Below are 26,000 nucleotides of genomic sequence, written 5' to 3'. Positions count from 1 at the left end.
CCATGACCGACCGCACCTCGACGATCAGCATCGTCACCCAGCGCGAACGCGAGCGGCCGATCACCGTCGCCTCGCCCCGCAAGAGCTCCGCGAAGCTCGTCTCCTCGCTGATCCTGTCCGCCATCGGCATCCTGTTCCTCGTCCCGCTGCTCTGGATCGTCTTCTCGTCCTTCGACGAGAGCGCCACCGTGTCGATGTCGCTGCCCGAGCACTGGACGCTCGACAACTACGCGCAGGTCATGAACTGGGACCAGACGTGGCTGCCGCTGCTGAACTCCATCGCGATCTCCTTCGGCACCGCGCTCATCACCGTGGTCGTCGGCGTCCTCGCCGCCTACCCGCTGTCGCGGTACCGGATGCGGTTCCAGCGCTCGTTCATGTACGCGATCCTCTTCGGCACCGGCCTGCCCATCACCGCGATGATGGTGCCCGTCTACTCGCTGTTCGTCTCGCTCAAGCTGCTCGACTCGACCTGGGGCGTCATCCTCTTCATGGCCGCGACGTCGCTGCCGATGGCGATCTGGATGCTGAAGAACTTCATGGACTCGGTGCCGATCTCCCTCGAGGAAGCCGCGTGGGTCGACGGAGCGAACTCGATGCAGGCGCTCGGGCGCATCGTGCTGCCGCTCATGCGTCCGGGGCTCGGCGTCGTGTTCATCTTCGTGTTCACGACCGCGTGGGGGAACTTCTTCGTCCCGTTCGTGCTGCTGTTCTCGGCCGACAAGTTCCCGGCCGCCGTCTCGATCTTCAACTTCTTCGGGCAGTACGGCTCGATCGCGTACGGCCAACTGGCCGCGTACTCGGTGCTCTACGCGACGCCGATGGTCCTCCTCTACGTCCTGGTCCAGCGGCTGTCCGGCGGCGCATTCGCGCTCGCCGGTTCGGTCAAGGGCTGATCAGGCCGACGTTCCACTCCGAAAGGCAACTCTCCATGCACGACCGTTCCGCGCTCGCCGAACTCCGCGTCGACCGTTTCCTCCGGGAACGCCTCGAACGCAACGTCTACCGCGCCGCCGCCCCGCTCGGGCTCGAATACTGGGATGCCCCGGGCGAGCCCGTCCCCTTCGAGGAAGCCGCGGCCGGCGAGTATCGTCCGATCGCCGCCGGCGAACGCTGGGGCCGCCCATGGGGCACCACGTGGTTCCGCGTCGGCGGCGCCGTCCCGGCCGAATGGCTCGTCGACGGCGCACTGCCGCCGGGTACCCGCGCCGAGCTCGTCGTCGACCTCGGCTACACGAACGGGCAGCCGGGCTTCCAGTGCGAGGCGATGGTGTGGAGCCCGGCCGGGCACCCGATCCGCGGCATCGCCCCCCTGAACAACGCCGTCGCCGAGGCCGTGGCGGCGGACGGCACGATCGACGTGTTCATCGAGGGCGCCTCCAATCCCGATGTCGGCAGTCTCTTCACCTTCGACCCGACGCCCGTCGGCGACCGTGCGACCGCGGGGACCGAGGCGATCTACACGCTGCGGCACGTCGACGTGGCGCTGCGCGATCTCGAGGTCGCGGCGCTGCTCGCCGACACCCGGGCGCTGCGCGGGCTCGTCGGGCAATTGGATGCCGGGTCGCCGCGCCGCGCGGACCTCCTCGTCGCGCTCGAACGCATGATCGACGCGGTCGACCCGCACGACGTCGCCGGCACGGCGGCCGCCGGGCGTGCGGTGCTCGCCCCGCTGCTCGCGAGCCCGGCCGCGGCGAGCGCGCACACCCTGCACGCCGTCGGGCACGCGCACATCGACTCGGCCTGGCTGTGGCCCGTGCGCGAGACGGTGCGCAAGGTCGCCCGCACCTTCTCGAACGTGCTCTCGCTCATGGACGAGGACCCCGACTTCGTCTTCGCGGCCTCCTCGGCGCAGCAGTACGCGTGGATCAAGGCGACGTACCCGCACCTGTTCGAGCGCATCCGTGCCCGCGTCGCCGAGGGCCGCTTCGTCCCGGTCGGCAGCATGTGGGTCGAGTCCGACACGAACCTGCCGGGCAGCGAGGCGATGGCGCGACAGTTCGTCGCTGGCAAGGGCTTCTTCCTGCGCGAGTTCGGCCTCGACACCCCCGAGGTGTGGCTGCCCGACTCGTTCGGCTACACGGGCGCGCTCCCCCAGATCGCGAAGGCGGCGGGCGCCCGCTGGTTCCTCACGCAGAAGATCTCGTGGAACGAGACGAACCGGGTACCCCACCACACGTTCAGCTGGGAGGGCATCGACGGCACGCGCCTGTTCACGCACTTCCCGCCGGTCGACACCTACAACTCGGTGGTCTCGGCGGCCGAGCTCGCCCACGCCGAGCGCAACTACGCCGACAAGGGGCACGGCACCGTGTCGCTCCTGCCCTACGGCTTCGGCGACGGCGGCGGCGGCCCGACGCGGGAGATGACCCAGGCGGTCGCGCGCACTGCTTCCCTCGAGGGCTCGCCGCGGGTCGTGCACTCGACGCCACGGGACTTCTTCGAGACCGCCGAGGGCGAGTACGCCGATCCCGAGGTGTGGGTGGGCGAGCTCTACCTCGAGTTCCACCGCGGCACCTACACGAGCCAGCTCGCGACGAAGCAGGGAAACCGCCGCAGCGAGCACCTGCTGCGCGAGGCGGAGCTGTGGGCGGCCGCGGCGGCCGTGCGCACGGGCGCCGAGTACCCGGCCGAGCGGCTCGCCCGCGCGTGGGAGACGGTGCTGCTCCAGCAGTTCCACGACATCCTGCCCGGCTCGTCGATCGCCTGGGTCTACCAGGACGCCGAGCGCAACTACGCCGCGATCGCACGTGAGCTCGAGGACATCATCGCGACGAGCCTGCGGGCGCTCGCCGGCTCGGGCGAGGGGACGCTCCGGGTGAACGCCGCCCCGCACGAGCGCGACGGCATCCCGGCGCTCGGGGCGGCGGTCGCCGACGTCGCAGCGCTCACGACGCCCGAGCCGCTCGGCGACGGCTGGGTGCTCGACAACGGCGTCGTGCGGGTGGTCGTGGATGCCCGCGGCCTCGTGACCTCCGCCGTCGACGTCGTCTCGGGGCGCGAGGCGGTCGCGCCCGGGGAGGCCGCGGGTCTGCTGCAGCTGCACCGGGACACCCCGACGCAGTGGGATGCCTGGGACGTGGACGTCACCTACCGCGACACGGTCACCGATCTGGTCGAGGCGGACTCGGTGGGCGTCGACGGCGATGCGATCGTCGTGGTGCGCTCGTTCGGGGCGTCGAGGGTCGTCGAGCGGCTCGCGCTGCCGGCCGGATCGCGGGTACTCGAGTTCGGGTTCGACCTCGACTGGCACGAGACGCAGAAGCTGCTGAAGCTCGCCTTCCCGATCGACGTGCACACCGACTCGGCCGTCTCCGAGATCCAGTTCGGCCACATCGAGCGAAAGACCCACACGAACACGTCCTGGGACGCCGCGCGCTTCGAGACGGTCGCGCACCGCTGGATCCGCGTCGCGGAGCCCGATTTCGGCGTCGCCGTCGTCAACGACTCCACGTACGGGCACGACGTCACCCGGCGGGCCCGGGCAACCGGCGGCGGCACGGTCAGCACCGTGCGCCTCTCCCTCATCCGCGCGGCGCTCTTCCCGGACCCCACCCAGGACCAGGGCGAGCACTCGCTCCGGGTGGGCCTCGCGATCGGCGCCGACGTCGTCGACGCGGTCGCGGAGGGCTACCGCTGCAACCTGCCCGTCCGCGTGATCGAGGGGGCGGCCGTCGCCGAGATCGCGCCGCTGGTGCGGGTGGACGCGCCCGGCGTCGTCGTCGAGGCCGTCAAACTCGCCGAAGACGGCAGCGGCGACGTCGTCGTCCGGCTCTACGAGGCGCTCGGCGTCCGCACGTCGGCCACGGTCGCGGCCGGCTTCGAAGCGCGGGGCATCGAGGAGACCGACCTGCTCGAGCGCGAGGTCGAGCGGACTGCGCTCGCCGAGACGTACGTCGACGCCGGTTCGGCGAGCGCGCAGTTGAGCCTGCGTCCCTTCCAGATCGTGACGCTGCGCTTCGCGCGCTGATCCTCGCGGCCGGATCGCCCAGAACCGAGGATGCCGTGCCCAGCCGGGCACGGCATCCGCTGTCGGTGCTCCACGGCTCCGGCTGAGCAGCGCCAGTGTGGAGGACCCAGGAATCGCACCTGGCGAGGCGACTTGAATCCGCATCCCCCGTGCAGGAGAACCTATCCCGACGAAACGCGAACCGGCAAGCAGGGCCTGAGAGAACCTCGACACCCGCGCCTCCCATGGTGTCGAATGTGGAAATGGAGCGCGCTCAGCCACTCACCGCCGACGACATCCGATCCGCCTTCCTCGAACTCATGGTCGAACGCGGCCACGTCGTCATCCCACGGGCGCCGCTCGTGCCGCACGACGATCCGACGACGCTCTTCACGGGCAGCGGGATGCAGCCGCTGCTGCCATACCTGCTCGGCGCCGAGCATCCGGCGGGTCGCCGACTCGCCGACAGTCAGACCTGCCTGCGCGTACAGGACATCGACGAGGTCGGCGACAACCGCCACACGACGTTCTTCGAGATGCTCGGCAACTGGAGCCTCGGCGACTACTTCAAGCAGGAGCAGATCCCCCAGGTGTGGGAGTTCCTCACCGGGCGGGTCGGGCTCGATCCGCACCGCATCTACGTCTCGTGCTTCAGCGGGGATCCCGAGCACGGAATCCCGAAGGACGAGGAGTCGGCGGCGATCTGGACCGGGCTCTTCGCCGCGGCCGGTGCGACGACCGACCAGGTCGATCTCGGCACCGAGGAGCACGCGGCGGCGGTCGGCACAGGCGGGGCCCGCATCGCCTTCTACAGCAAGAAGAACTGGTGGTGCCGCGGCGGCAAGGCCGAGGACATGCCGATCGGCGAACCCGGCGGCCCCGACACGGAGATGTTCTACCTCTTCCCGCAGATCGCGCACGACCCGGCGTTCGGCGAGCACTGCCACCAGAACTGCGATTGCGGGCGCTTCATCGAGCTCGGCAACTCGGTCTTCATGGAGTACCGGCGCGCCGCCGACGGCTTCGAGCCGCTCCCCCGCCGCAACGTCGACTACGGCGGCGGCCTCGCCCGCATCGCTGCCGCGGCGATGGACACGCCAGACGTCTTCCGCATCAGCCTGCTGCGGCCGATCATCGAACGCCTCGAGGAGCTCTCGGGCAGGTCCTACGACGACGAGCAGCGCGCGATGCGGGTGATCGCCGACCACCTGCGCGGGGCGACGTTCCTCGCCGTCGACGGCGTGAAACCGAGCAACAAGGCGCAGGGCTACGTGATGCGCCGGCTCGTGCGCCGGGCCATCCGCTTCGCGTTCGACCTCGGGCTCGAGGAGAACTTCTTCCCGCAGATCATCCCGACGATCGCGAGCATCTACGAGGCGCACTTCCCACAGGTCGCCGAGCACGCGGAATACGTCGAGCGGGTGCTCGTCAAGGAGGAGCAGTCGTTCCGGCGGACGCTCCGCAAGGGACTCAAGCAGCTCACGGGGTTCCGCGGCAGCGGCATGACGGGGGTCGAGCTCTTCGTCCTCTCCGACACGTTCGGGTTCCCCCTGGAACTGGCCGTGGAGGAGGCCCAGAGCCAGGGCATCGAGCTCAGCCCGGACTGGCAGGCGCAGTTCGACGAGCAGCTGGAACTCCAGCGCGCCCGTTCGCGCGGGGCCACGACGCTGCACGTCTGAGCGCGTCGCCGCGACACGCACCACCGTCGCCGTCGCCGTCGCCGTCGCCGTCGCCGTCAGGATGCCCGAGCAGGCCGATCAGGCGAGCGCTGCCTCCGACGGCGCGACGACGTGCAGCGCATCGACGAGGGGCGCGAGCTCGGGCCGTGCCGCCGCCTCCCCGAGCACCCGCTCGAGCGTCTCGTCGTGGATGGGGCGTGCCCGTTCGTAGAGCTCACGGCCCGCGGGCGTCAACTCGGTGTAGATGCCGCGACGGTCGTCGGCGCAGAGCACACGGGTGAGCAGGCCTCGGTCCTCCAGCCGCGTCACGAGCCGCGTCGTCGCGCTCGCGCTCAGCGCGGTCGCCCCGGCGAGCTGCTGCATGCGCATATGCCAGCCGTCCTGACGGTCGAGCGCGTCGAGCACGGTGTATTCCACCACGGAAAGCCCGACCGCCTCCCCGAGGCGGCGCTCGAGCGTCGACTCGATCAGCCCGTGCAGGGCGGCAAGGGTGCGCCACCCGCGTGCGCGCACCTCGACGGCGTCGTCGGCGATCCCCATGGCCAGCCTCTCCTCAGATTACTTGCTTGCGCGGACTATTTGCGTGTGCAACGATATGTCCCGCACTCGCAATATCCCGCGTCTGCAACTACCCCACTAAGGTAACAGGGAGCACCACCATGCCTCCAGGATTGATCGCCCTTGCGCTCGGCGCCTTCGGGATCGGACTGACCGAGTTCGTCATCATGGGACTCCTCCCCGAGGTCGCGAGCGACTTCGCCGTCTCGGAGACCACCGCCGGCTGGCTGATCTCCGGCTACGCGCTCAGCGTCGTCATCGGCGCGCTCGGACTGACCGCCGCCACCACCCGGCTCCCCCGCAAACCCGTGCTGCTCGGTCTCGTCGTGCTCTTCATCGTCGGCAACGTGCTCACCGCGCTCGCCGAGGACTACGGGGTCGCCATGCTCGGCCGGATCATCGCCGCACTCTGCCACGGCGCGTTCTTCGGCATCGGCTCCGTCGTCGCCGCGAGCCTCGTCGCACCGGCGCAGCAGGCCCGGGCCATCGCGATCATGTTCACCGGCCTCACCGCCGCGAACGTCTTCGGCGTGCCGTTCGGGACCTTCCTCGGCCAGCAGTTCGGATGGCGCTCGACCTTCTGGGCGATCTCGGCGATCGGCGTGCTCGCGTTCATCGGCATCGCACTGCTGGTCCCGAAGCTCCCCGCACCCGAGCACCGGGTGCGCCTGCGGAGCGAACTCCGAGCCTTCCGCTCCGGCCAGGTCTGGCTCTCCCTCACCGTCACCGTGCTCGCCTACGGCGGGATGTTCGGCGCCTTCACGTACATCGCCTACACGCTCACCGAGGTCGGCGGCTTCGCGCCCGGCGCCGTGCCGTGGTTGCTCGTGCTCTTCGGCGCGGGACTCGTGCTCGGCAACTTCCTCGGCGGCCGACTCGCCGACCGCTCCGTCGATGCGACCCTCCTCTGGTTCGTCTCCGCACTCATCGTCGTGCTCGCGCTCTTCGCACTGCTCGCTGCATCGCAGCCCGCCACGATCGTCGCGCTGTTCCTCATGGGCGGGTTCGGTTTCGGAACCGTGCCCGGTCTGCAGAGCCGGATCATGACCTACGCCGGCGACGCGCCGACGCTCGCATCCGGCGCCAACATCGGCGCGTTCAACGTGGGCAACGCCCTCGGCGCCTGGGCCGGCGGACTCGGTATCGCCGCCGGCCTCGGCTACACCTCGCCCATCTGGATCGGCGCCGTCATCACGGCGAGCGCGGTCGTCGTCCTGGCCGTCGCCGCCGCACGGGCACGGCGCTCCCCCGCAGCGGCGCCCGCCGAGGATGTCGCCCTCGCAGCGACCTCCGCACCGACCCGCTGACCCCTCCCACCACCCGCATCGCCATGCAGCACGAAGGAAGCAACTCGATGAACACCACCGCCGCCACCGTTCCGACGATCACCCTGAACAACGGCGTCACGATCCCCCAGCTCGGCTTCGGCGTCTTCCAGGTGCCGGACGCTGCGACGACGGACGCAGTCGCCGCGGCCCTCCAGTCGGGCTACCGCAGTATCGACACCGCCGCGATCTACGGCAATGAAGCGGGCGTCGGAGAGGCGCTGGCCGAGTCCGGCCTCGCCCGCGACGAGGTGTTCGTCACCTCGAAGGTCTGGAACAGCGAGCACGGGTACGACCGCACCCTGCGGGCGTTCGACGCGAGCCTTGCGGCGCTCGGCCTCGAGTCGCTCGACCTCTACCTCATCCACTGGCCGGCTCCGGGTCGCGGGCTCTACCTCGACACCTGGCGTGCGCTCGAACGGCTGCACGCCGATGGGCGGGTGCGGGCGATCGGCGTCTCGAACTTCGAGCCGGAGCACCTCGAACGCCTCGTCGACGCGGGTTCGGTCGTACCCGCCGTGAACCAGGTCGAGCTGCACCCGGCGCTGCAGAACCGCGATGTCGTCGCGGCGAACGAGCGCTACGGCATCGCCACCGAAGCGTGGAGCCCGCTCGCCCAAGGCGCGGTGCTCGGCGACCCCGTGATCTCGGCGATCGCCGCCACCCATGGGAAGACGCCCGCACAGGTCGTGCTGCGCTGGCACCTGCAGCAGGGCCGGATCGTCATCCCCAAGTCCGTGACGCCGCGCCGCATCGCCGAGAACCTGGCGGTCTTCGACTTCGCACTCGGCGAAGCCGATCTTCTCGCGATCGACGCCCTCGAGCGCGACGGCCGCACGGGCCCGCATCCGATGGAGTTCCACGGCTGAGCGCTCTCGCTGCGCTCCGCCGATCGCCGATCGCCGGAGCGCGGCGCGGGCGACTCAGCCCTCGGCGAGGAAGCCGATCGCCGCGGTCCGGAACTCGCGGGAGACCGGTGCGTTGAAGTGGTGGCGGCCCGGCAGTTCGAGGAAGCGACTGCCGGGCGTCGCCTCGGCGAGCCGACGCGAGCGCTCGAGGATCGCATCCTCGCTGCCGGTCGCGAACAGCACGGGCTGCGTCGGCGGGTTCGCGGTGTCCGGGTCTGCGTCGCCGATCCGCATCCCCTCGGCGAGGCAGATGAGCGCGCCGAGGTCGTTGCCGGGCACGCGAGCGGTCAGCATCACGTAGTTGTTCGTGACCGTGTCCTCGACGGGCGTGCCGTCCTTGAGGAACGCCCGGGCCTGCTCGGTCTGCAGTCGCGCGAGCGGGCGGCCGTCGGGGATGCCGCCGAGCACTGCCCGGTCGATGCGCTCGGGATGGGCGACGGCGACCTGCCAGCCCACCCGGGCGCCCAGCGAGTACCCGATGTAGTGGACGCGTTCGAGCAGGTAGTCGTCGAGGACGGTGACGATGTCCTCGACGAACAGATCCATGACGTAGGCCCGATCGTGGTACGGCTTGTCGCTCGCGCCGTGCCCGCGCTGATCGATCGCCATCACCCGGTAGCCGGCCCGCAGGAGGTCGCGCACCCACCCCGTGATCACCCAATTGTCCCGTGCGCTCGACGCGAAGCCATGCACGAGCAGCACGGTCTCGGCCTCCTCGTCGCCCCACGTGTACGTCGCGATGCGACGACCGTTGGTGCTCATGACGTACAGGGGCGCGGGCATGTCGGTCATGCCGGGGATGTCGGGGCTCACATCGAAATCATGCCCTCCCGTGCGGCGACGGGGGTACCGAGGCAGGATGCCGCGTGGGCATCGAACCCGACGAGACGCGACGGGCACCGCGCCGTCCGCGAACGGCACCCGTCGCCTCGAGCCCGCAGATCGTCCATGCGGAGCATCCGTCCGCCCATCCCGGTCCGGAGGTGCGGCGGCTAGCGTCGGGACGGTGCGTGCTCACCTGCCCGATCGACTGGCCATCACCCTGTGGGATTTCTCCTGGTACACGCGTGCGGGAACCGGCGAGCCCTACGCCGATCTGGATCTGGCGATGCGCGAAGCGGTCGATCGCGGCTACAACGCGGTCCGGATCTGCGCCGCCCCGATGCACCTCGCGGCGTCCGGGGACGGAGCGCTGCCGCCGCGGCTCGGCATCTCGGGCCTCGGAGCCCGCGACGGCGGCTTCTACGGCGACGCCACACGGTGGTACGACGTGCGCGGCGGCTTCGCGATCGACCTGCGCGACCGGCTGCTCCGGCTCTTCGACGCGGCGGCTCGGCACGAGGTGGTCGTCATCCTCTCCTCCTGGGAGTACCAGCAGTCGGCGGCCTTCGCCGCCGATCCGGACTGGTGGCGCTACCTCGCCGGGGTGCCCCACGACGAACGCCTGCACGCGCTCGCGGACGCGACCGGCGACCTGCTCGATGCGCTCGAAGCGGCCGGGCACCTCGAACGCGTGGCATTCGTCGAACTGCACAACGAGGTCGACTTCTCCGGAACCCCGAGTGCGGCCGAGGCCGTCGACGACGCCCTCGAAGCGCTCACCCTCCGGCATCCGACGGTCCCGGCGACGGTGAGCTACGGCAAGCCGCCCCATCTCGATCTCGCCGGGCTCCCGTCGCGCCTCGCGGTCGGCCAGTTCCACGTCTACGCCTACGGGGTGCTGGAAGCGCTGCAGGATCGGATCGACGTCCGCGAGACCGGCTCCGCCGGCTTCCCGAACTCGGAACTGCGTGCGCTGCTGCGCGAGGACGCGCCGTCGTTCGCCGAGTACGGGCGGCCCGAGGCCTGGCGGCTCGAGGCGACCGTGATCACCGACCAGATGCTGTACACGTACGACTGCATCGATCCGCGACGGTGGGATCTCTGGCTCTACGACCACTACGGCGACTACCGCGAACTCATGCACCGCGAGATCCGCTCGCGCGTCCAGGCGATCGGGGCGTGGTCCCGCCGTCGCGACGTGCCGTTCGTGATCGGCGAGGGCTGGGTCGGCTACACGCCCCTCCATGCGCGGTTCGAGGACGGCCCGGTCGGCACCGACCTCGCCGAGACCGGCCTGAGGGCGGCGGCCGCGGAGGGCGCCTGGGGGGCGGTGCCGACGTCGAACGCAGCACCCCACCACCCGATGTGGGCGGACACGGCCTGGCAGCGCCGCGCGAACGCGATCATCCTCGGCCGGGCGTGACGGCCCCCTCGGGCTGCTATCCCTTCCGCTGCGCCCGGTACCGGCTCGGGCTCGTGCCGTGGGTCCGGCTGAAGAGCCGCGAGAAGTAGAGCGGGTCCTGGTAGCCGGTCGCGATCGCGATCTCCGCGATGCCGAGGGTGCTCCCGTCCAGCAGTTGCCGAGCCCGCGACATCCGGAGCCCGGTCTGGTAGGCCAGCACTCCCCCGCCGGTGGCGGCGCGGAACAGCGCGCCCAGGTGCGAGGAGGACACGCCGACCATCGCCGCGAGCTCGGGCACTTTCACCGCACCGTCGACGCGCTCCTCGAGGTAGGACATCGCCCGCTCGAGCGGGTCGCCGCGTTCGGGCGTCGCACGGTCCACGGCGATCTGGGTCAGCAGCTTCCACGCGTTCCCGGCTGCCGCGAGCAGCCGCACGGGCGAGGTCGAGCGCTCCATCGACGTGATGATCTCGTCGATCAGCGCGACGATCCGTTCGACGCCGCGCAACTGGAGCACCGGCCGCTCGGCACTCGCGCCGGCTGCGGCGAGCAGTTCGTCGACGTCCGATCCGCGCAGGTGGCACCACCAGATCGTCCAGGGCGACGTGTCGGAGGAGGCGTAGCGGTGCGGAACGCCGCTCGGGATGACGACCGCCGACCCGGCGCCGACCCCGGCACGGACCCCCGCGACCTCGACCCAGCCCGCGCCGCTCGTGCAGACGATGACGATCGCCTCGTCCGCGCCGTTCGGGCGGGCGCGCTCGTGATGGCGTGCTTCCGGGAAGAGCCCGGCGTCGGTGACGACGAGCCGTCGGGTCACGGGGCGGGCGAGCGCCTCCTGCACGAGCGGCCGCGGCACGATGCAGACGCGCTCGTTCGCGAACCCCTCGGCGAGTTTCATCCGGATATCGTGCCACGGGTCGACCGCAGTAACCCGGGGAGCCGACCGGATCGGTACGGCCGAGCTCATGCCCGCCAGATCGCGGAGCGCACGAGCACGACGCCGTCGAGGGAGGCCGTCGCGGCGGCACCCGCCCGCAACCGGTCCGCGGCCGCCGGAGCCAGCCAGACCGGGCTCTCACGGGCGATCGGGGTGATGCGGATGACCGCTCGGTCCGCGACGGCCCCGTCGAGGGCGTCGAGGTCGATGCGCCAGACGGTGCCGTCCCAGAACCGGTCGGCCACCACGACGTCGTCCACGAGGAGTTCGGCGACGTCGCCCGCCCACACGACTTCGAGGGTGCGCCGGAGCCCGTCGACCGGAGCCCCGAGATCCCCGAGCCGCCAGGTGGCGCCGATGCCGGCTCGCCATGCCGTGTCCGGTGCGGAGGGACGCCCCGCGAACGTGCCGTAGCCCGCCGACGGCTCACCCGCGTCGCGGGTCTGCAGGATCGCCACGTCGTCGCGGCCCGTGCCCGTCGCCTCCGCGGCGAGGTCGAGAGGCATCCACGCCCCCCGCCATTCCGAGACCGCCGGGAGCGACGCCGATCGCACGCCGAGGCGGTCGCCGTCGCTCCAGATCGGCGAGGCGGACCGGAGCAGCCGGCGATGCGGACGCTCGAGGACCCAGACCCGCTCGGCGTCCTCGTGGCCGACGACGAGGAGCGTGCCGCGCGCGTCGCCGCGGACGAGTTCCACGAGGCCGCCCGTCTCGCCGTCGACGACGAACGCGCCGTCGAGCCCGAGTTCGGCGCCGACGACGTCGACCCCCGGATCGACCGCGAACCGCACGTCATCGACCGAGTCGGCGACGAGCACCAGGGTGTCCTCGCCCAGCACCGTGAGGGCGCTGGCGCTGGCCCACAGCAGCTCGACGCCGCCGACGTCGAGGCCGAAGGGCCAACGCGCCACGACGCCGGGCCGGATGTCGAGGCCGGCGCCGCCGATGGTCCGCTCGCCGCCGGGGAGCTCGAGGCGGAATCGGACCCCGTGCCGCGGCGGCAGCGGCACGTGCGGCTGGTGCCAGTTGACGAAGACGAACCCGCGGCGGCCGTCGCTGCGGAGGGCCCACCGGAGGGTCGTGGCATCCTCGGGTCCGCTCGGCGACGCATCCGGGAAGCTCGCCGGCATCCCGGCGAGCTCGGCCCCGAACGCGGCGATGAAGGCGTGCTGGCGTCGCAGGGCCGAGTGGCTCGGACCGAGATCGCCGGCGGCGCCGATCGCCGCGTGGAAGTCGTAGTCGAAGACGGGCAGGTCGTTGGGATACCCCGTCTCGTGCGACTCCTGCATCGGGCCGCGGTCGGCGGGGTTCGTGCCGCCCGCGTACATGTAGTAGCCCTGCCACGCGGAACCGCTGCCGAGCTTCGCATTCGCCACGGCCGCGATGTCCGCTCCTGCCGGCACGACCCGACGATGGTACGGCGTCGCCATGCCGCCGCCGAGTTCGCACGTGGCCGGGGGGAACCGGTCGTCCCGCTCCTTGACCGCGACGTCCGTGATGTCGACGCCGCGGACGTCGGCGCCGACGCCGGGGTCGTCCCACTGGTCGCTGAAGAAGAAGTGCTGGCGGAACGTCGCGTCCCACGGGGCGTCGGCGTCGACCCAGAAGCCGTCGCCGTAGCCGGAGTACAGCGGGAAGAGCTCTGCTCCGGGCAGTTCCGCACCGCCCCATGCGGTCGCGGTGTACAGCGGCGCCGTCATGCCGAGCTCGCGGGCCATGCCCTTCAGCGTGGCGAGGTGCTGCGGCTGGTCGTAGAGCTCGTTCTCGATCTGGATGCCGATGATCGGGCCGTCGGGACCGCACAGCGGTGCGATCTCGGCCGAGAGGCGGGCGAACCAGTCCGCGACGAGCTCGAGATAGCCCGGATCGTCGGTGCGATGGGCCACCGGCGCGGCCTGCACCCAGTCGGGGAACCCGCCGTTGCGCGCCTCCCCATGGCACCAGGGGCCGATCCGCAGGATCAGCTCGAGCTCGAGCTCCGCGCACAGCCGGATGAACTCGGCGACGTCGAGCCGGCCGTCGAACCGGGCTTCGCCCGGCTGCGGCTGGTGGTGGAGCCAGAACACGTAGGTCGCGACGACGTCGATGCCGCCCGAGCGCATGAGCTGGAGCCGCTCGCGCCAGCGCTCCCGCGGAACCCGCGAATAGTGCAGTTCGCCGGAGACCGGGATCCAGGGGCGACCGTTGCGCACGAGGGAGCGGGAGGTCAGGGCCAGTCCGGGTCGGGCGTCGATCTCGTTCGCCATCGCCGGCGGAGACGGCGGCGCTCCCCACGGCGTGTGCCGGAGCGTGAGCGGCGCCCTGCGCGGCGAGGCGGCGCTCACGCGCGCACCTCCGCCCGCTCGGCCGAGAGGGCGCGTCCGCGGGAAGCAGCCTCGCGCAGCTCCGCGGCCGCGGCGGTACGACCTCGCGCGTCGTCGACGGCGAACAGCAGCGTCTCGGGCAGCGACGTCGCGAAGTAGTCCGGTGTCGGGTAGGCATCCTCGAGCGCGAGCGCCGAGGCATCCAGCGCGGCCCACACCGCGTCGGCCTCCGGGTACTCCCCCAGCCGGAGGTGCGCCGCGCCGATCCAGAAGTCGTCGGGCCGGGCCGGTCGCGGTGCGACGGCCAGCGGGCCGCCCGCGTCGCGCGCGGCCCGCCAGCGCGCTTCCGCGGATTCCACGGCGCCGGTGGCAAGGTGCGCGTCGCCGGCGAGCACCAGCAGTTCCGCAGCGGGGTCGGCCGGATGACGGCCCTCGCCGAGATTCTCCGGCACGTCGACGGCGGCCTCCAGCAGCGCGGCGGCGGCCGCCGGATCGACGTCGAGCAGGCGGCGCGCGGTCACGAGCGTGGCGCGGTCGAAGGCGGCGATCACCAGACCCTCACCTCCTTCGAAGGGCTGGAACCGACGCGAAGCGAGGATCGCGCGGGCCTCCTCGACCCGGTCGACGTCGAGCAGGAGCCCGAGCACGGCGATCGTCAGGTCGTCGCGACGGAAGACGTCGACGCCGGAGGATTCGATCGCGGCCAGGCGCGCCGCGCCGTCGATCCCGCGCAGCCGTGCGAGCTGGTCGCGCTCGTAGACGAGGCGGGCGCTCGGCACCGGGCCGTCGGCGCGGAACGCCTGCGCCAGGAAGCCGTCGGCGAGGTCCAGGTCTCCGCCGGTGTTCGCGACTGCGACCGCCGCATTGCGGAGCACCACCGGGTCGTCGCTGCCGCCGAGCACGGCTGCGACGAGGACGTCCCGCGCTTCCTCGTGGCGGCGGACGCCGAGGAGGAGACTGCCCAGCAGCCCGAGCGCCACGGTGTCGGGCTCGCCGGCCGTCTCGCCCGCGGCGATCGCCGCCGTCAGCGCATCGAGGTCGTCGAGCCCGGCGGGGAACGCCAGGTCGCGGTTCGCGCGACGTGCCGCCTCCCGCGCCTCGACGGCTTCCGCCGCGCGGCCGGCGCGATCGAGGACGAGCGCGCGGGTGTAGCCGGCGACCGGGCCCGTGTTGCCGAAGACCGTCGGCCCGGCGAGCTCCGAGCGCGCGGCCCACTCGAGGGACGACTCGACTTCGCCGTGCCGGGCGAAGTCCTGGGCGATCGTCAGGGCGGTGCGCGGGTCGCGCAGTCCGAGGTCGCCGGCGAGGGCCGCGAGGAACGGGTCGAGGGGGTCGGCGGCGCGCGCCGCGTCGAGCACGCTCGCGGCGGCCTCGGCGGCACCGAGGCGCCGTCGCGCGAGCACCAGGGCGGCGATCGCGGTCGTGTTGGCCGCATCGAGCTCGACCGCCCGGGCCGCGGCGGCCTCCGCCTGCTCGTTCCGGCCCAGCCGCAGCAGCACCCGGGCCAGCCCGAGTCGGGCGGCGACGGCGAAGGCGCCGTCCCACCCGGCCTTGGCGAAGGAACGGGCCGCCTCCTCGAGATCGCCGAGCCGCTCGAGGACGAGTCCGCGACGGTAGTGCAGCTCGCCGGTTCGCGGGTTCAGGTTCCGTCGCGTCAGCCGTCGGGCGGCATCCTCGACGTGGCCGAGGGCGTCATCATAGCTGCCCCGGACCAACGCCAGTTCGGCGAGGGCCAGGTGGGCCCGCGAGTCATCCGGATCGAGTTCGAGCGCCCGGCGCAGATAGGGCTCGGCGGCACGGGTCGGGTGGCGGTACTGCACGAGGTGCTGCGCGGTGAGCAGCAGTTCGTCGATCGAGTCGAGGCTCGCGGCGGCCGGAGGCTCGGTCGCCGCCCACGGCTCGCCGTCGATCGGGGCGTGGCGCCGCCAGGTCACGAGCTCCCGGCCGCCCTCGTGCACGGTGACGACGAGGTCGTCCCGCGTGGTGCCGGGCGGGACCGCGGCGCTGAGCGAATAGGGCGACCCGGGCTCCGCCCGGAACTGCGCGCGCGCCACGATCCGACCCTCGAGTTCCACGACCGCCTCCGCGTCCACCGGGCGGGAGGGCGCGATGCCCACGACGACGTCCGTACCGTCGACGCGCACGCTGAGCGCGGCGTCGCGCGAGGCCTGGTGGATGACGCCGACGTCCTGGATCGGGTACCAGAACTGGCTGAACGACCGGGTCTCGCCGGGCAGGAGGTAGCTGAAGTCGGGCTGGTTGTCGGTGAAGACCCCGGCCATGAGCTCGACGTAGGGGCCGTCGCCGTCGGTGAGCTGCCGGTCCCAGGCGTGGCCGATGGGCCCGTTGCCCCACGTCCACTGCTTCTTCCCGGGTGCGATGTCGCGATCCGCCCAGTGCACGAATCCCGCCCCCGCGCGGTGGTCGTAGCCGCCGAAGAACTCGTCGGCCGTCTCGGTGACCATGTACGAGGTCGGCACCGGGATGTGCGAATACACGTCGAGGCGATCGGCATCCGCGTCGTGCGCCGCCAGTTCCGGATAGTCGACCCCGTAGTACGGGCGGTCGGCGCGCGGGAAGGCGGTGATCGCGCGGCGCGCGTGATCGGCGACGTAGCGGACGTCCGTCGGGAAGAACGACTGGTACTCCTCGTGGACGGCCGCGGCGACGTTGGCCCACCAGAGGAACGTCTGGGGCTCGTCGGTGCGATTGAAGAGCTTCGCCTCGACCTCGATGGTCGACGAGTCGGGCCGCAGACGGACCCCGTGCGTGCCCCGCATGCGCTGCAGCGGGTCGAGATCGCTGTGCCAGACGGTCGCGCTGCCGTCGTCGCCGCGTTCGACGTGCACGTCCACCGGCAGATACGTGCCCGGTCGGTGATGCTGGGGCCAGTTGAACTCGACGCCGCCCGAGATCCACGGCCCGCCGAGACCGACGAGCGCCGGCTTGATCACGTTGTTGCGGTAGAAGAAGTCGTAGTCGCGGGTCTTGTCGTAGCCGATGTGGATCCGCCCGCCGATCTCCGGCAGGAGCATGAGCCGCACCCACCGGTTCTCCAGGTGGATCGCCTTCCAGGTGCGCCGCACCGGCTCGGTCTCGATGCGGTCGACGAACGGGAGCGGGTAGACGCGGCCGTCCGAGCCCTGGTAGACGCGGTGGTCGAAGAACATCGGGAACCGGTCCGGGGCACCGGGCTCGTAGGTGTCGATCTCGACGTCCTCCTCCCAGCAGGCGACTCCGCCGTCGTCGAGGAGCGCCTGCTCGGCGGGGGGCGGAGCGGGGAGTCGGATGTGGGAGGTTCGGTCGCTCATGTCTCTCAAGCTAGTTCGGCACCGAGAACGGCAGACAGGCCGATCGGTGGACGTGCATGGATGAATCGCTCCGGCGCGTTGCCGGTGGAATCAGGATTGCGGGCGGCGGTATGGACGCATTCGATCGCAGGTCAGGACTTGACGCTTCCGGCCGACAGGCCGGCGCGCCAGAAGCGCTGGAGGCTGAGGAACGCCACCACGAGCGGGATCACCGAGATCAGCGAGCCCGTGATGACGACGTTGTAGTTCGCCTCGCGCGTGGCCGTGTACCAGTTGTAGAGGCCGAGCGTGACCGGGTAGAGCGACTGATCGGTGAGCATGATGAGCGGCAGGAAGAAGTTGTTCCAGATGGACACGAACGTGAACAGGAACACCGTCACGAGCGCCGGCGACATGAGCCGCAGTCCGATGGTGAAGAAGATCCGCAGCTCCCCGGCGCCGTCCAGGCGCGCCGCCTCGATCAGCTCGTCGGGCACGCTCGCAGCCGCGTAGACCCGGCCGAGGTAGACGGCGAACGGGTTGACCAGAGCGGGGATGATGACCGCCCAGACGGAGTTCACGAGCCCGATCTGCGAGAACATCAGGTACAGCGGCACCGTCAGCAGCGCCGCCGGGAGCAGGAGCCCGCCGAGGATCGTGCCGAAGAGCAGGCCGCGCCCGCGGAACTCGTACTTCGCGATCGCGTAGCCGCATGCGACGCCGAGGAGCGTCGCGAGGATGCCGCCCACCCCGGCGTAGAGCACCGAGTTCAGCAGCCAGCGGCTGAAGAGCCCGTTCTGCCGGGTGAAGACGTCCACGACGTTGTCGATCAGGCTCAGATCCGAGAACCAGAAGCCGTTCGAGTTGAACAGGGCGGTGTTGCTCTTCGTGGAGGAGACGATCAGCCACCAGATCGGGATGAGGAAGTAGACGGCCGCGAGAGTCAGCGCGCCCAGCGTCGCGATGGCGGCGCCGCGGCTCACGGTGAGCTCGGGTTCGGCGTCGTCGCGCCGGCGCCGCTGACGCCGCGCCCCCTCGTCGACGGCGGCCTTCGGGGGAAGTGTTGCGGTCACGCGTCGCTCCTCATGGCGATCCGGTAGTAGACGATCGAGATGAGCCCCGCGACGATGGCGAGCAGCACCGAGACCGCCGAGGCGTACCCGAAGTCGTTCTTCACGAAGGCCGCGCCCATGGCGAGCATCGTCGGCACGTAGCTGCTGCTCACGGCGTCGGCGATGACGTGCATCACCTGGGGCTCGTTGAAGAGCTGCAACGTGCCGATGATCGAGTTGACGCCGGTCAGCACCAGGGCGGGCCGCACCTGCGGCACCTTGATCGACCAGGCGATGCGCCATTCGGACGCGCCGTCGAGGCGGGCCGCCTCGAACTGGTCGCGCGGGATCGCCTGCAGCGAGGACAGGATGATCAAGAGGTTGTAGCCCATGAACACCCAGGTGGTGATGTTCGCCATCGACCACAGCACGACGTTCGGGCCGAGGAAGTCGAGGTCGATGCCCATCGAATCGCCCCAGGCCACGAACGGACTGAGCGCCGGCGAGTACAGGTACGCCCAGAGCACCGCGGCGATCACGCCGGGCACCGCGTACGGGAGGAAGTAGAGCACCCGGTACACGCTCACCCAGCGTGCGGCGGCGGAGTCGAGCAGCAGCGCCAGGAGCAGGGCGCCGCCGAGCATGACGGGAACCTGGACGATCCCGAAGAGCAGGATGCGCCCGAGGGCCGCCCAGAATTCGGTATCGCCGAGGGCCTTCGCGTAGTTGGCCGCTCCCACGAACACCTGTTCCGGCTCGCCGAAGCCGAGGCCGCTGGATTGGGTCGCGAACAGGCTCTGGACCACCGAGTAGATGATCGGGGCGACGTAGACGAACACGAACAGCGCCATGAAGGGCACGGTGAACATAAGGATCGCGCCGCGGAAGCGCGTCGGCCTGCGCCGCAGGGCGGGTCGGAGTTCCGAACCCGCCCTGCGGTCGATCAGCGGTGCTGCGGTCATCGATCAGTCCGCGGGGATGGCCGAGATCCCTCGGTCTTCCATGTCGCTGAGCGTCGAGTCCTGGAGCGAGCCCATGAGGTCGGGCAGCGTCGACGATCCCGTGGCGACCTTCGAGAGCCCGTCGGTCAGGGCGGTGTCGGTCGACGAGTAGGTCGGGCCCCACGCCCAGGACGTGTTGACGTTCTGCGCGGATTCCTTGAAGACCTCGTTGAGGTTCTGCCCGCCGAAGAAGTCGTCGGCCTGGTTGACGACGTCGTAGTCGAGGGCCTCGGTCGCCGCGGGGTACAGGCCGCCGCCGTCGGAGGCGGCCAGGATGTCGAGGCTCTCCTCCGACGAGTTCAGCCAGGTCGCGAACTCGACCGCCTGCTCGGGGTGCTCGCAGCCCTTCAGCACGGCCACGGCGGAGCCGCCGGAGTTCGCGGTGTCCGTGGAGTCGCCGTCCGTAGGCATCGGGGCGACGCGCCAGGCGCCGGCGGTGTCGCCGACGTTCGCGGTGATGAGCGCGGTGTTCCACGCGGCGCCGATCATGGAGAGGTACTTGCCGCTGGCCAGCTCGCTGTAGAAGCCGGGGTCCCAGCGCTTCGTCGTGGCGATGGCGCCGGAGTCGAGCAGGCCCTGCCAGTACTCGGCGGACTCGAGGCTCGCGGCGTCATCGATGCCGACCTTCCAGCTGTCGCCGTCGATCGAGAACCAGGAGGCGCCGCGCTGCCAGGCGTAGGCGGCGACCGTACTCGAGTCGTCGGTCGCGAGGTAGCTGAGGGTGACCTCGGGGTCGGCGGCGTGCACCTGCTCGGCCGCTGCGGCGAAGTCGTCCCAGGTCGCCGGGACGTCGATGCCGTACTGCTCGAAGAGGTCCGCGCGGTAGTAGAGCGCGACCGGGCCGGTGTCCTGCGGGATCGCGTAGGTCTTGCCGCCCGGGCTGACCTGCGACCACGTCCAGTCGAGGAACGTGTCCGCGACGTCGGCCGTCTCGTCCGTGACGTCCAGCAGCATGCCGTCGGCGACGAAGCTCGGGACCTGGTCGTAGGTCAGCTGCGCGAGGCAGCCCGCGTTGCCGGCCTGGACGGACGAGCGGATCTTCGGATACGCCTCCTGCCCGTTGGCGACCGGCGAGTACTCGACCTGGATGTCCGGGTGGGCCTCGTTCCAGATGGCGACGGCCTCGTCGGCCTTCGGAACCCAGCCCATGTAGCCGAGCGTCACCGAACCGGAGTCCGAGCCGCCGCTCGCGCTGCTGCAGCCGGCGAGCATCGTGACGACCGCTCCGGCCGCGACGATTCCGGCGAGGATCTTTCGTTGTTTCACTGTGATCGTCCTTACGTCCTTGTAGTGATCGCCTCTTGGGGGCGCGAGCAAAACTAACTCGCCGGGCCCGGGCGCCCACAGGACGGAAGCGGACGGAGCATGGACGATTCGACGGGATGGTGGAATCAGCGCTGCGCCGGGTGCAGTTCGAGCGCGAACCGCCAGCGTCGTTCCGCCGACGCTGCGAGCGTCCACGAGGACGACGTCCGACGGTCGGATCCGGTGTTGGTGGGCTCGAGGCCGACCACCGGCCCCGGACCGAACTCGCCGGTATCCCAGTAGAGCCCGAGCCACGGGATCTCGCTCGGACGCCAGCGCATCTCGGCGCGTGGGCCGTCCGCGTGCACGAGGTCGACCCCCTCCGCCGCAGGGACGAACGCCTTGACGCCGGAACGCGGGGTCGACGCCCAGCGCGCGGGCATCCGTTGCAGGTCGGTTCCGGCCGGATACTCCACGTACCAGCGTCCGCCCCCGACCGGCGTTGCGATCGTCCCGTCGTCGGCGGCGAACAGGGCATGCGCCGCCCAGAGGAACGTCGACGGCGCGGTCCCCATGTTCCGCGCGACGTAGGAGGCCCCGAGCCGCCGCCCCTGCACGCTCAACGTGCGCTCGAGCTCGATGCCGGCCGACGACGACGTCGCCGCGAGCACCGCCGTCGACCGGGTCGCTCGCCGGATCTCCCACTCGACGTCCCAGAGGTCGCCGTGGTCGGGCTCGCCGCCGATCGTCGGCAGCGCCTCGTCCCACCCTCCCGCGCCCTCATCCCCGTAGCGCGCGCCTGGTCGGGCGTCGGACGACGGGGCGAGCCACTCCCGGTCGGTGCGGATGCTCGTGACCCGGCCGCCGCGGGACGCATCCACCTCGACCTGCAACTGCGCGCTCTCGAGTCGGATCATGCACGGCACCCGTTTCCTGGACGCCGCGCCCCTGCGGCACGGCCAACCGGCAGGTTACGACGGTGGACGACGAGCGCGTCCTGGACGAAACCACTGCCGTGCTGGACGATCGCGCGCATCTGACCCGCGCATCGATGGCAGTCTGATCGCATGTCGAGCCCCTCCTCCCACGCACTGCTGCGGGCCTCCGCCGCGCAGCGAGGCGTCGGCGCGCTCTTCGTGGCGAACGCGCTCGTGTTCGCCACGATCGTGACCCGGTATCCCGAACTGAAGGATGCCTTCGGGCTCAGCGATCTGGCCTTCGGGCTCATGGTCGCCTGCGGTCCCGTCGGTTCGATCCTCGGCAGCGTGCTCGCCGGGCGGCTGGTCGCACGAGCGGGAGCCGTCCCCGTCGCCGTCACGTCGTCCGTGGTGCTCGGCGCACTCCTCGCACTCGCCGGCTTCGCCGGGGGGCCGGTGCTGCTCGGGGTCATCCTCTTCGCCGTGGGCTTCGCCGACGCGACCGGCGACGTCGGCAACAACGCGCACGGGCTCGAGGTGCAGCGCCGCCTCGACCGCTCCATCATCAACGGTCTGCACGGCGCCTGGAGCGCGGGCGCGATCGCCGGCGGTCTCCTGGGGCTGCTCGCGCTGCAGTCCGGCCTGCCGATCGGCCTCCACTTCCTGATCCTCGGGGTGCTCATCGTGGCCGGCACGCTCGTCGCATCCAGGTCGCTCGCCCTTCCCGGGGCGGCGGCCGCGCAACCCGCGGCCGGCGGCGGAGCCGGCCGCAGCATCGGTGCGATGCTGGTCGCCTCGTGCGGCATCGCCGTGATCGGCGCCTTCCTCGAAGACCTCGGGTCCACCTGGGGCGGCGTCTACGTCACGGCGGAGGCCGGGGCGGATCTCGCGGCGTCCGCCGCCCCGTTCGTCGCGATGATGGCGGCGTTGACCCTCGGACGCTTCGCGTCCGACCGGCTCGTGGATCGCATCGGCGCCGTCGCCACCGTCCGGGTCGGATCGGTCGTCGCCCTCGCCGGCATGCTCCTGCTCGTCCACGCGCCCGCGCAGCCCGCGGTCATCCTCGGTTTCGGCCTGGTCGGGCTCGGCATCGCGCCGATGATCCCCCTCGCCATGGATGCCGCGGATCGCGTTCCCGGCCTCGGCCCCGGCACGGGGCTGGCCGTCGCGGCGACGATCATGCGGATCGGGTTCCTCGCGTCGCCCCTCCTCGTCGGCGCCGTCGCGGAAGCCGGCGGGCTTCGCCTGGCGCTGCTGTGCTGCCTCGCCGTCCCGATCGTGTCGCTGTTCCTCGCCGGCCTGCTCCGACCGGTCCGGCCCCGGACGGCCGACCTCGCCTGACACCCCAGCGGTCGACCACGGTCGCGGGCACGGCCGTGCCGGTCACCGGTACGACGGACGGTCCCGGTCGGGAGTTCAGTCGCGGACGCGGCGCAGCATCCACACGAAGTAGGGCGCGCCGACGAGGGCGATCATGAGCCCGGCCGGCAGCTGCGACGGGGCGATCACCGTGCGCCCCAGCGTGTCCGCGACGAGCACGAGCAGCGCGCCGAGCACGGCGGCGACGGGGATCACGCGCCCGTGCCGGGCGCCGACGAGGCTGCGGGCGAGATGCGGCGCCACGAGCCCGACGAAGCCCACCGTCCCGACGGCGACGACGGCCACCGAGGCGAGCACGGCGGCGAGGGCGAGGATGCCGAGGCGCGTCCGGTCGGTCTCGACGCCGAGGATGCGCGGGGTGTCCTCGTCGATCGCGAGCAGGTCGAGCCGGTGGCGCATCCCGCCGAGCACCGGCAGCGCGACGAGCAGCACGATCGCGACCGGGACCACGTCGGCGAGCGAACGCCCGTACGTCGTCCCCGAGAGCCACGTCAGGATGCGCGGGGTCTCCCACGGATCCGAGCGCAGCAGCAGGAACGCGGTCACCGCGGTGAGCGCGTAGCTCGTCCCGATGCCGACGAGCACGAAGCGGTCGGGCCGCAGGCCGCCGCGCCAGGCGAGCGCGGTGATGAGGGCGAACGTGATGAGGCCCGCGGCGACCGCGGCCGCGATGAGCGCCGGGCGTCCGCCGCCGAGCGTCGTCGTCACGAAGACGGCGCCGAGCCCCGCGCCCGCGGTGATGCCGAGCAGGCTCGGCTCAGCCAGGGGGTTGCGCACGGTGCCCTGCACCGCCACGCCGGCGAGCGCGAGCGCCGCGCCGGCGAGCACGGCCGCCGCGATCCGGGCCGCGCGTTCGTCGAGGGCCCGGGCGACGAGGTCCGGCGCGCTCCCCTGCACCCAGAGCGCGATGTCGCCGAGCTGGAGCCAGAGGCTGCCGGCCAGCAGCGCGACCAGGATCGCGACGACGAGCAGCAGCACGGAGGCGGTGAGCACGACGACGAAGCGCCGGTGGGTGCGCAGGGTGGAGTGGGCGGCCTTGACGGCGCGTGCCGCACCGGCGTCGGGCAGACGCAGGGCGAGCAGCACGATCACGAGGCCGCCGAGCATCGCGGTCGGGATGCCGGTGGGGATGGCGGTCGCGGCCCCGGCGCCGAGGATCGCGCGCAGCGCGACGTCGGCGATCAGGATGAGGGCGGCGCCGAGCAGTCCCGACGCGGGTAGGAGGAACACGTGCCGGCGGAGCGCCGGGACCCGATGGGCGATGAGGCGCGCGAGCACCGGGGCGCCGAGCCCGACGAACGCGATCGGACCGGCGAGCGTGACCGAGGTGCTGGTCAGGAGCACGGCCGCCAGCACGGCGATCCCCCGGGTCGCGCGCACGGGCACGCCGAGCGTCGCGGCGGCGTCCTCGCCGAGGCCGAGCACGTCGAGGCGACGGGACATCAGGAGGGCGACGAGCAGGACGGCCACGATCATCGGCATCGCCCGGGCCGACGCGTCGAGGTTCAGCTGCGAGAGCGAACCGCTGCCCCAGGCGAAGAGCCCGGTGGTGTTCTCCTTGAAGAGGATGAGGAGCGCGGCGGTGCCGGCGTCGAGCGCCATGGCGATCGCCGAGCCGGCGAGGATCAGCCGAGTGGTGGCGGTGCCCGCGGCGCGTCCGGTGAGGCCGAGCACGAGCGCGGCCGCGAGGAGGCCGCCGACGAACGCGACGCCGCTCGAGGCCCAGAGGGGCACGCTCAGGCCGAACGCCGCGACCGCCGTGAGCGCGAAGTAGGCTCCCGCGGTCACGGCGAGGGTGTCGGGGGCGGCGAGCGAGTTGCGCGTGATGGATTGCAGGAGGGCGCCGGCGACGCCGAGCGCGAATCCGACGGCGATGCCGGCGAGCAGTCGCGGCAGCCGGGACCCCGTGAAGATGTCGCCGACGGACACGCCGCCGACGCCGACGTCGGTTCCGCCGAGCCAGCGGAGCAGGTCGAGGCCGCCGATCCCCGACGTGCCCTGGGTGAGGTGCGACAGCCCGACGGCGACGACGATCGCGGCGAGGGCGACGAGGACGCCGATCCCTCCGAGGGTCCGGCCCCGTGCAGCGGGTGCCGCGGCACCGGCCGGGCCCTCGAGTGCGAGGGTCCGGCCGGTGCGCGGCACGGTGGTACGAGCGGTCACGTGCCGACGATGACCTCGACGAACGCGTCGATGGCCTGCTCGCCCGAGCGCGGGCCTCCGGCACCCCACACGCCAGGGGGGAACGCGAAGGCACGACCCTCCTGCACGGCCGGGAGGGAGGTCCAGATGGTGCTCTTCTCCAGCTCGGTGACGTAGCTGTCGGGCAGCCCGTCGTCGGAGTACACGAGGTTCGCGTCGCCGACGGCCGTCAGACCCTCGAGGTCGGTCTGCGCGAGGCCGTAGGCGGGGTCGACGCCGCCGCTGCCGTAGGACTCGTCGACTTCGTCGGTCCACGCGCCCGTCAGTCCGAGTTCCTCGCCGAGCTCGGTGAAGAGCGCGCCCGTCCCGTAGGGACGGATGACGACGTTGCCGCTCTCGATCCAGCCGTCGAAGAAGACGAAGTCGGTCGTCGCGAGGTCGGCGTCGGCGACCTGCTCCTTGGCCTCGGCCAGGTGCGCGTCGAACTCGGCGAGCACCGCGTCGGCGCGCTCGGTGCGGCCGGTGGCCTCGGCGATCAGGGAGAAGACCTGCTTCATGTTGTCGATCTGCCCGCTCGCATCGGCGCCGATCGTCGCGAGCACCGGCACATCGCGCTCCTCGAGCTGCTGCAGCAGTTCGTCGTCGGCGCTGTAGGCCTCGATGACGATGAGGTCGGGGTCGGTGGCGTAGAGGGCGTCGAGGTCGGGCGTGCCCCGCTCGCCGACGTCGACGACGCTCTCCGGCAGGGTCTCGGCGCTGACGTATGTCGCGTAGTCGGCGGTCGAGGCGGCGCCGACGGGCGTGACGCAGAGCGTGAGGAGGTCCTCGGTCTGCTGCCATTCGAGCACGACGACCCGCTCGGCGGGCTCGTCGAGCTCGACCGTGCGGCCGAGGCTGTCGGTCAGGGAGACGGGCCCCGTCGAGGTCGTCGTCGTGTCGGCGGCGCAGCTCTTCGAGCTCACGGCGGCCTCGGCGTCCCCGGTCGTGGCGACGTCGGTCGTGCCGCAGCCGGTCAGCGCGAGCGCGGCGATGCCGACGGTCGCGGCGGCCGCGAGCAGGCGTGGTCGATTCATGGTGGTCCTCTCGG

Annotated in this window: 18 protein-coding genes; 7 read left to right on the top strand and 11 right to left on the bottom strand. The window is 71.8% G+C overall.

What is annotated here, in order from left to right:
* Positions 1–2 precede the first annotated feature (2 nt).
* The 3 genes from GB864_RS00180 (at position 3) to GB864_RS00170 (ending at position 5,628) form a co-directional block, all read left to right on the top strand.
* Positions 3–896, top strand: a complete 894-nt coding sequence (locus GB864_RS00180; protein WP_160422256.1) for a carbohydrate ABC transporter permease — start codon at positions 3–5, stop codon at positions 894–896.
* A 35-nt stretch (positions 897–931) separates the two neighbouring features.
* A complete protein-coding gene (locus GB864_RS00175; RefSeq protein ID WP_160422255.1) occupies positions 932–3,970 on the top strand; it encodes an alpha-mannosidase in 3,039 nt (1,012 codons plus the stop codon).
* A gap of 242 nt (positions 3,971–4,212) precedes the next feature.
* Entirely contained in the window at positions 4,213–5,628 is a 1,416-nt protein-coding gene (locus GB864_RS00170; protein WP_160422254.1) for an alanine--tRNA ligase-related protein, read from the top strand.
* A 78-nt stretch (positions 5,629–5,706) separates the two neighbouring features.
* On the opposite strand, the gene GB864_RS00165 is transcribed toward GB864_RS00170, so the two are convergent.
* Entirely contained in the window at positions 5,707–6,168 is a 462-nt protein-coding gene (locus GB864_RS00165; RefSeq protein WP_160422253.1) for a MarR family winged helix-turn-helix transcriptional regulator, read from the bottom strand.
* Between the two features lie 119 nt (positions 6,169–6,287).
* Between GB864_RS00165 and GB864_RS00160 the strand changes: the two genes are divergently transcribed.
* Complete coding sequence (locus GB864_RS00160; RefSeq protein ID WP_160422252.1) at positions 6,288–7,493, top strand: MFS transporter; 1,206 nt, start codon at positions 6,288–6,290, stop codon at positions 7,491–7,493.
* A gap of 47 nt (positions 7,494–7,540) precedes the next feature.
* On the top strand, positions 7,541–8,380 hold the full coding sequence (locus GB864_RS00155; RefSeq protein WP_160422251.1) for an aldo/keto reductase: 840 nt from the start codon (positions 7,541–7,543) through the stop codon (positions 8,378–8,380).
* A gap of 54 nt (positions 8,381–8,434) precedes the next feature.
* Here GB864_RS00155 and GB864_RS00150 read toward each other — a convergent pair whose 3' ends face one another.
* The gene (locus tag GB864_RS00150) at positions 8,435–9,232 is read right to left on the bottom strand and encodes an alpha/beta fold hydrolase (protein ID WP_160422250.1); all 798 of its coding nucleotides are present in this window, start codon (positions 9,230–9,232) and stop codon (positions 8,435–8,437) included.
* Between the two features lie 193 nt (positions 9,233–9,425).
* Between GB864_RS00150 and GB864_RS00145 the strand changes: the two genes are divergently transcribed.
* Positions 9,426–10,664 carry a cellulase-like family protein gene (locus tag GB864_RS00145; RefSeq protein ID WP_336603821.1) on the top strand — a complete coding sequence of 413 codons (1,239 nt, stop codon included), beginning with the start codon at positions 9,426–9,428 and terminating at the stop codon, positions 10,662–10,664.
* A gap of 16 nt (positions 10,665–10,680) precedes the next feature.
* On the opposite strand, the gene GB864_RS00140 is transcribed toward GB864_RS00145, so the two are convergent.
* The 7 genes from GB864_RS00140 to GB864_RS00110 all read right to left on the bottom strand — a co-directional run bounded on the left by GB864_RS00140 (position 10,681) and on the right by GB864_RS00110 (position 21,391).
* Positions 10,681–11,544 (bottom strand): AraC family transcriptional regulator, encoded by an 864-nt coding sequence (locus GB864_RS00140; RefSeq protein ID WP_160422248.1) that lies wholly within the window; start codon positions 11,542–11,544, stop codon positions 10,681–10,683.
* A 65-nt stretch (positions 11,545–11,609) separates the two neighbouring features.
* Positions 11,610–13,829 carry a beta-galactosidase gene (locus tag GB864_RS00135; RefSeq protein ID WP_160422247.1) on the bottom strand — a complete coding sequence of 740 codons (2,220 nt, stop codon included), beginning with the start codon at positions 13,827–13,829 and terminating at the stop codon, positions 11,610–11,612.
* Positions 13,830–13,903: 74 nt separating this feature from the next.
* Complete coding sequence (locus GB864_RS00130; protein WP_160422246.1) at positions 13,904–17,197, bottom strand: DUF5107 domain-containing protein; 3,294 nt, start codon at positions 17,195–17,197, stop codon at positions 13,904–13,906.
* Between the two features lie 131 nt (positions 17,198–17,328).
* Positions 17,329–18,249 carry an ABC transporter permease subunit gene (locus tag GB864_RS18285; RefSeq protein ID WP_202106872.1) on the bottom strand — a complete coding sequence of 307 codons (921 nt, stop codon included), beginning with the start codon at positions 18,247–18,249 and terminating at the stop codon, positions 17,329–17,331.
* Positions 18,246–19,190 carry a carbohydrate ABC transporter permease gene (locus tag GB864_RS00120; RefSeq protein WP_160422245.1) on the bottom strand — a complete coding sequence of 315 codons (945 nt, stop codon included), beginning with the start codon at positions 19,188–19,190 and terminating at the stop codon, positions 18,246–18,248. The genes GB864_RS18285 and GB864_RS00120 overlap by 4 nt, the downstream gene beginning before the upstream one ends.
* 3 nt (positions 19,191–19,193) lie before the next feature.
* The gene (locus GB864_RS00115; RefSeq protein ID WP_160422244.1) at positions 19,194–20,495 is read right to left on the bottom strand and encodes an extracellular solute-binding protein; all 1,302 of its coding nucleotides are present in this window, start codon (positions 20,493–20,495) and stop codon (positions 19,194–19,196) included.
* A gap of 125 nt (positions 20,496–20,620) precedes the next feature.
* The gene (locus tag GB864_RS00110) at positions 20,621–21,391 is read right to left on the bottom strand and encodes an aldose epimerase family protein (protein ID WP_160422243.1); all 771 of its coding nucleotides are present in this window, start codon (positions 21,389–21,391) and stop codon (positions 20,621–20,623) included.
* 150 nt (positions 21,392–21,541) lie between these two features.
* Here GB864_RS00110 and GB864_RS00105 point away from each other — a divergent pair, with 150 nt between their 5' ends.
* A complete protein-coding gene (locus tag GB864_RS00105; protein WP_160422242.1) occupies positions 21,542–22,732 on the top strand; it encodes an MFS transporter in 1,191 nt (396 codons plus the stop codon).
* Between the two features lie 75 nt (positions 22,733–22,807).
* Here GB864_RS00105 and GB864_RS00100 read toward each other — a convergent pair whose 3' ends face one another.
* Both GB864_RS00100 and GB864_RS00095 read right to left on the bottom strand, forming a co-directional pair.
* Positions 22,808–24,934, bottom strand: coding sequence for a Fe(3+)-hydroxamate ABC transporter permease FhuB (locus GB864_RS00100; RefSeq protein ID WP_160422241.1), 2,127 nt, complete (start codon positions 24,932–24,934; stop codon positions 22,808–22,810).
* Positions 24,931–25,986 carry an iron-siderophore ABC transporter substrate-binding protein gene (locus GB864_RS00095; RefSeq protein WP_160422240.1) on the bottom strand — a complete coding sequence of 352 codons (1,056 nt, stop codon included), beginning with the start codon at positions 25,984–25,986 and terminating at the stop codon, positions 24,931–24,933. The genes GB864_RS00100 and GB864_RS00095 overlap by 4 nt, the downstream gene beginning before the upstream one ends.
* Between the last annotated feature and the right edge of the window lie 14 nt (positions 25,987–26,000).

Source organism: Agromyces seonyuensis, from assembly GCF_009789225.1.
GTDB lineage: Bacteria > Actinomycetota > Actinomycetes > Actinomycetales > Microbacteriaceae > Agromyces > Agromyces seonyuensis.
Note: the sequence above shows the minus strand (reverse complement) of the source record. Positions and strands in the feature narration are given on the sequence as shown.

Coding starts and splice junctions, on each gene's coding strand:
- GB864_RS00120 (WP_160422245.1), bottom strand. CDS start 19,190: ATGACCGCAGCACCGCTGATCGACCGCAGGGCGGGTTCGGAACTCCGA.
- GB864_RS00170 (WP_160422254.1), top strand. CDS start 4,213: ATGGAGCGCGCTCAGCCACTCACCGCCGACGACATCCGATCCGCCTTC.
- GB864_RS00155 (WP_160422251.1), top strand. CDS start 7,541: ATGAACACCACCGCCGCCACCGTTCCGACGATCACCCTGAACAACGGC.
- GB864_RS00135 (WP_160422247.1), bottom strand. CDS start 13,829: ATGGCGAACGAGATCGACGCCCGACCCGGACTGGCCCTGACCTCCCGC.
- GB864_RS00130 (WP_160422246.1), bottom strand. CDS start 17,197: ATGAGCGACCGAACCTCCCACATCCGACTCCCCGCTCCGCCCCCCGCC.
- GB864_RS00105 (WP_160422242.1), top strand. CDS start 21,542: ATGTCGAGCCCCTCCTCCCACGCACTGCTGCGGGCCTCCGCCGCGCAG.
- GB864_RS00175 (WP_160422255.1), top strand. CDS start 932: ATGCACGACCGTTCCGCGCTCGCCGAACTCCGCGTCGACCGTTTCCTC.
- GB864_RS00140 (WP_160422248.1), bottom strand. CDS start 11,544: ATGAAACTCGCCGAGGGGTTCGCGAACGAGCGCGTCTGCATCGTGCCG.
- GB864_RS00165 (WP_160422253.1), bottom strand. CDS start 6,168: ATGGGGATCGCCGACGACGCCGTCGAGGTGCGCGCACGCGGGTGGCGC.
- GB864_RS00180 (WP_160422256.1), top strand. CDS start 3: ATGACCGACCGCACCTCGACGATCAGCATCGTCACCCAGCGCGAACGC.
- GB864_RS00095 (WP_160422240.1), bottom strand. CDS start 25,986: ATGAATCGACCACGCCTGCTCGCGGCCGCCGCGACCGTCGGCATCGCC.
- GB864_RS00110 (WP_160422243.1), bottom strand. CDS start 21,391: ATGATCCGACTCGAGAGCGCGCAGTTGCAGGTCGAGGTGGATGCGTCC.
- GB864_RS00160 (WP_160422252.1), top strand. CDS start 6,288: ATGCCTCCAGGATTGATCGCCCTTGCGCTCGGCGCCTTCGGGATCGGA.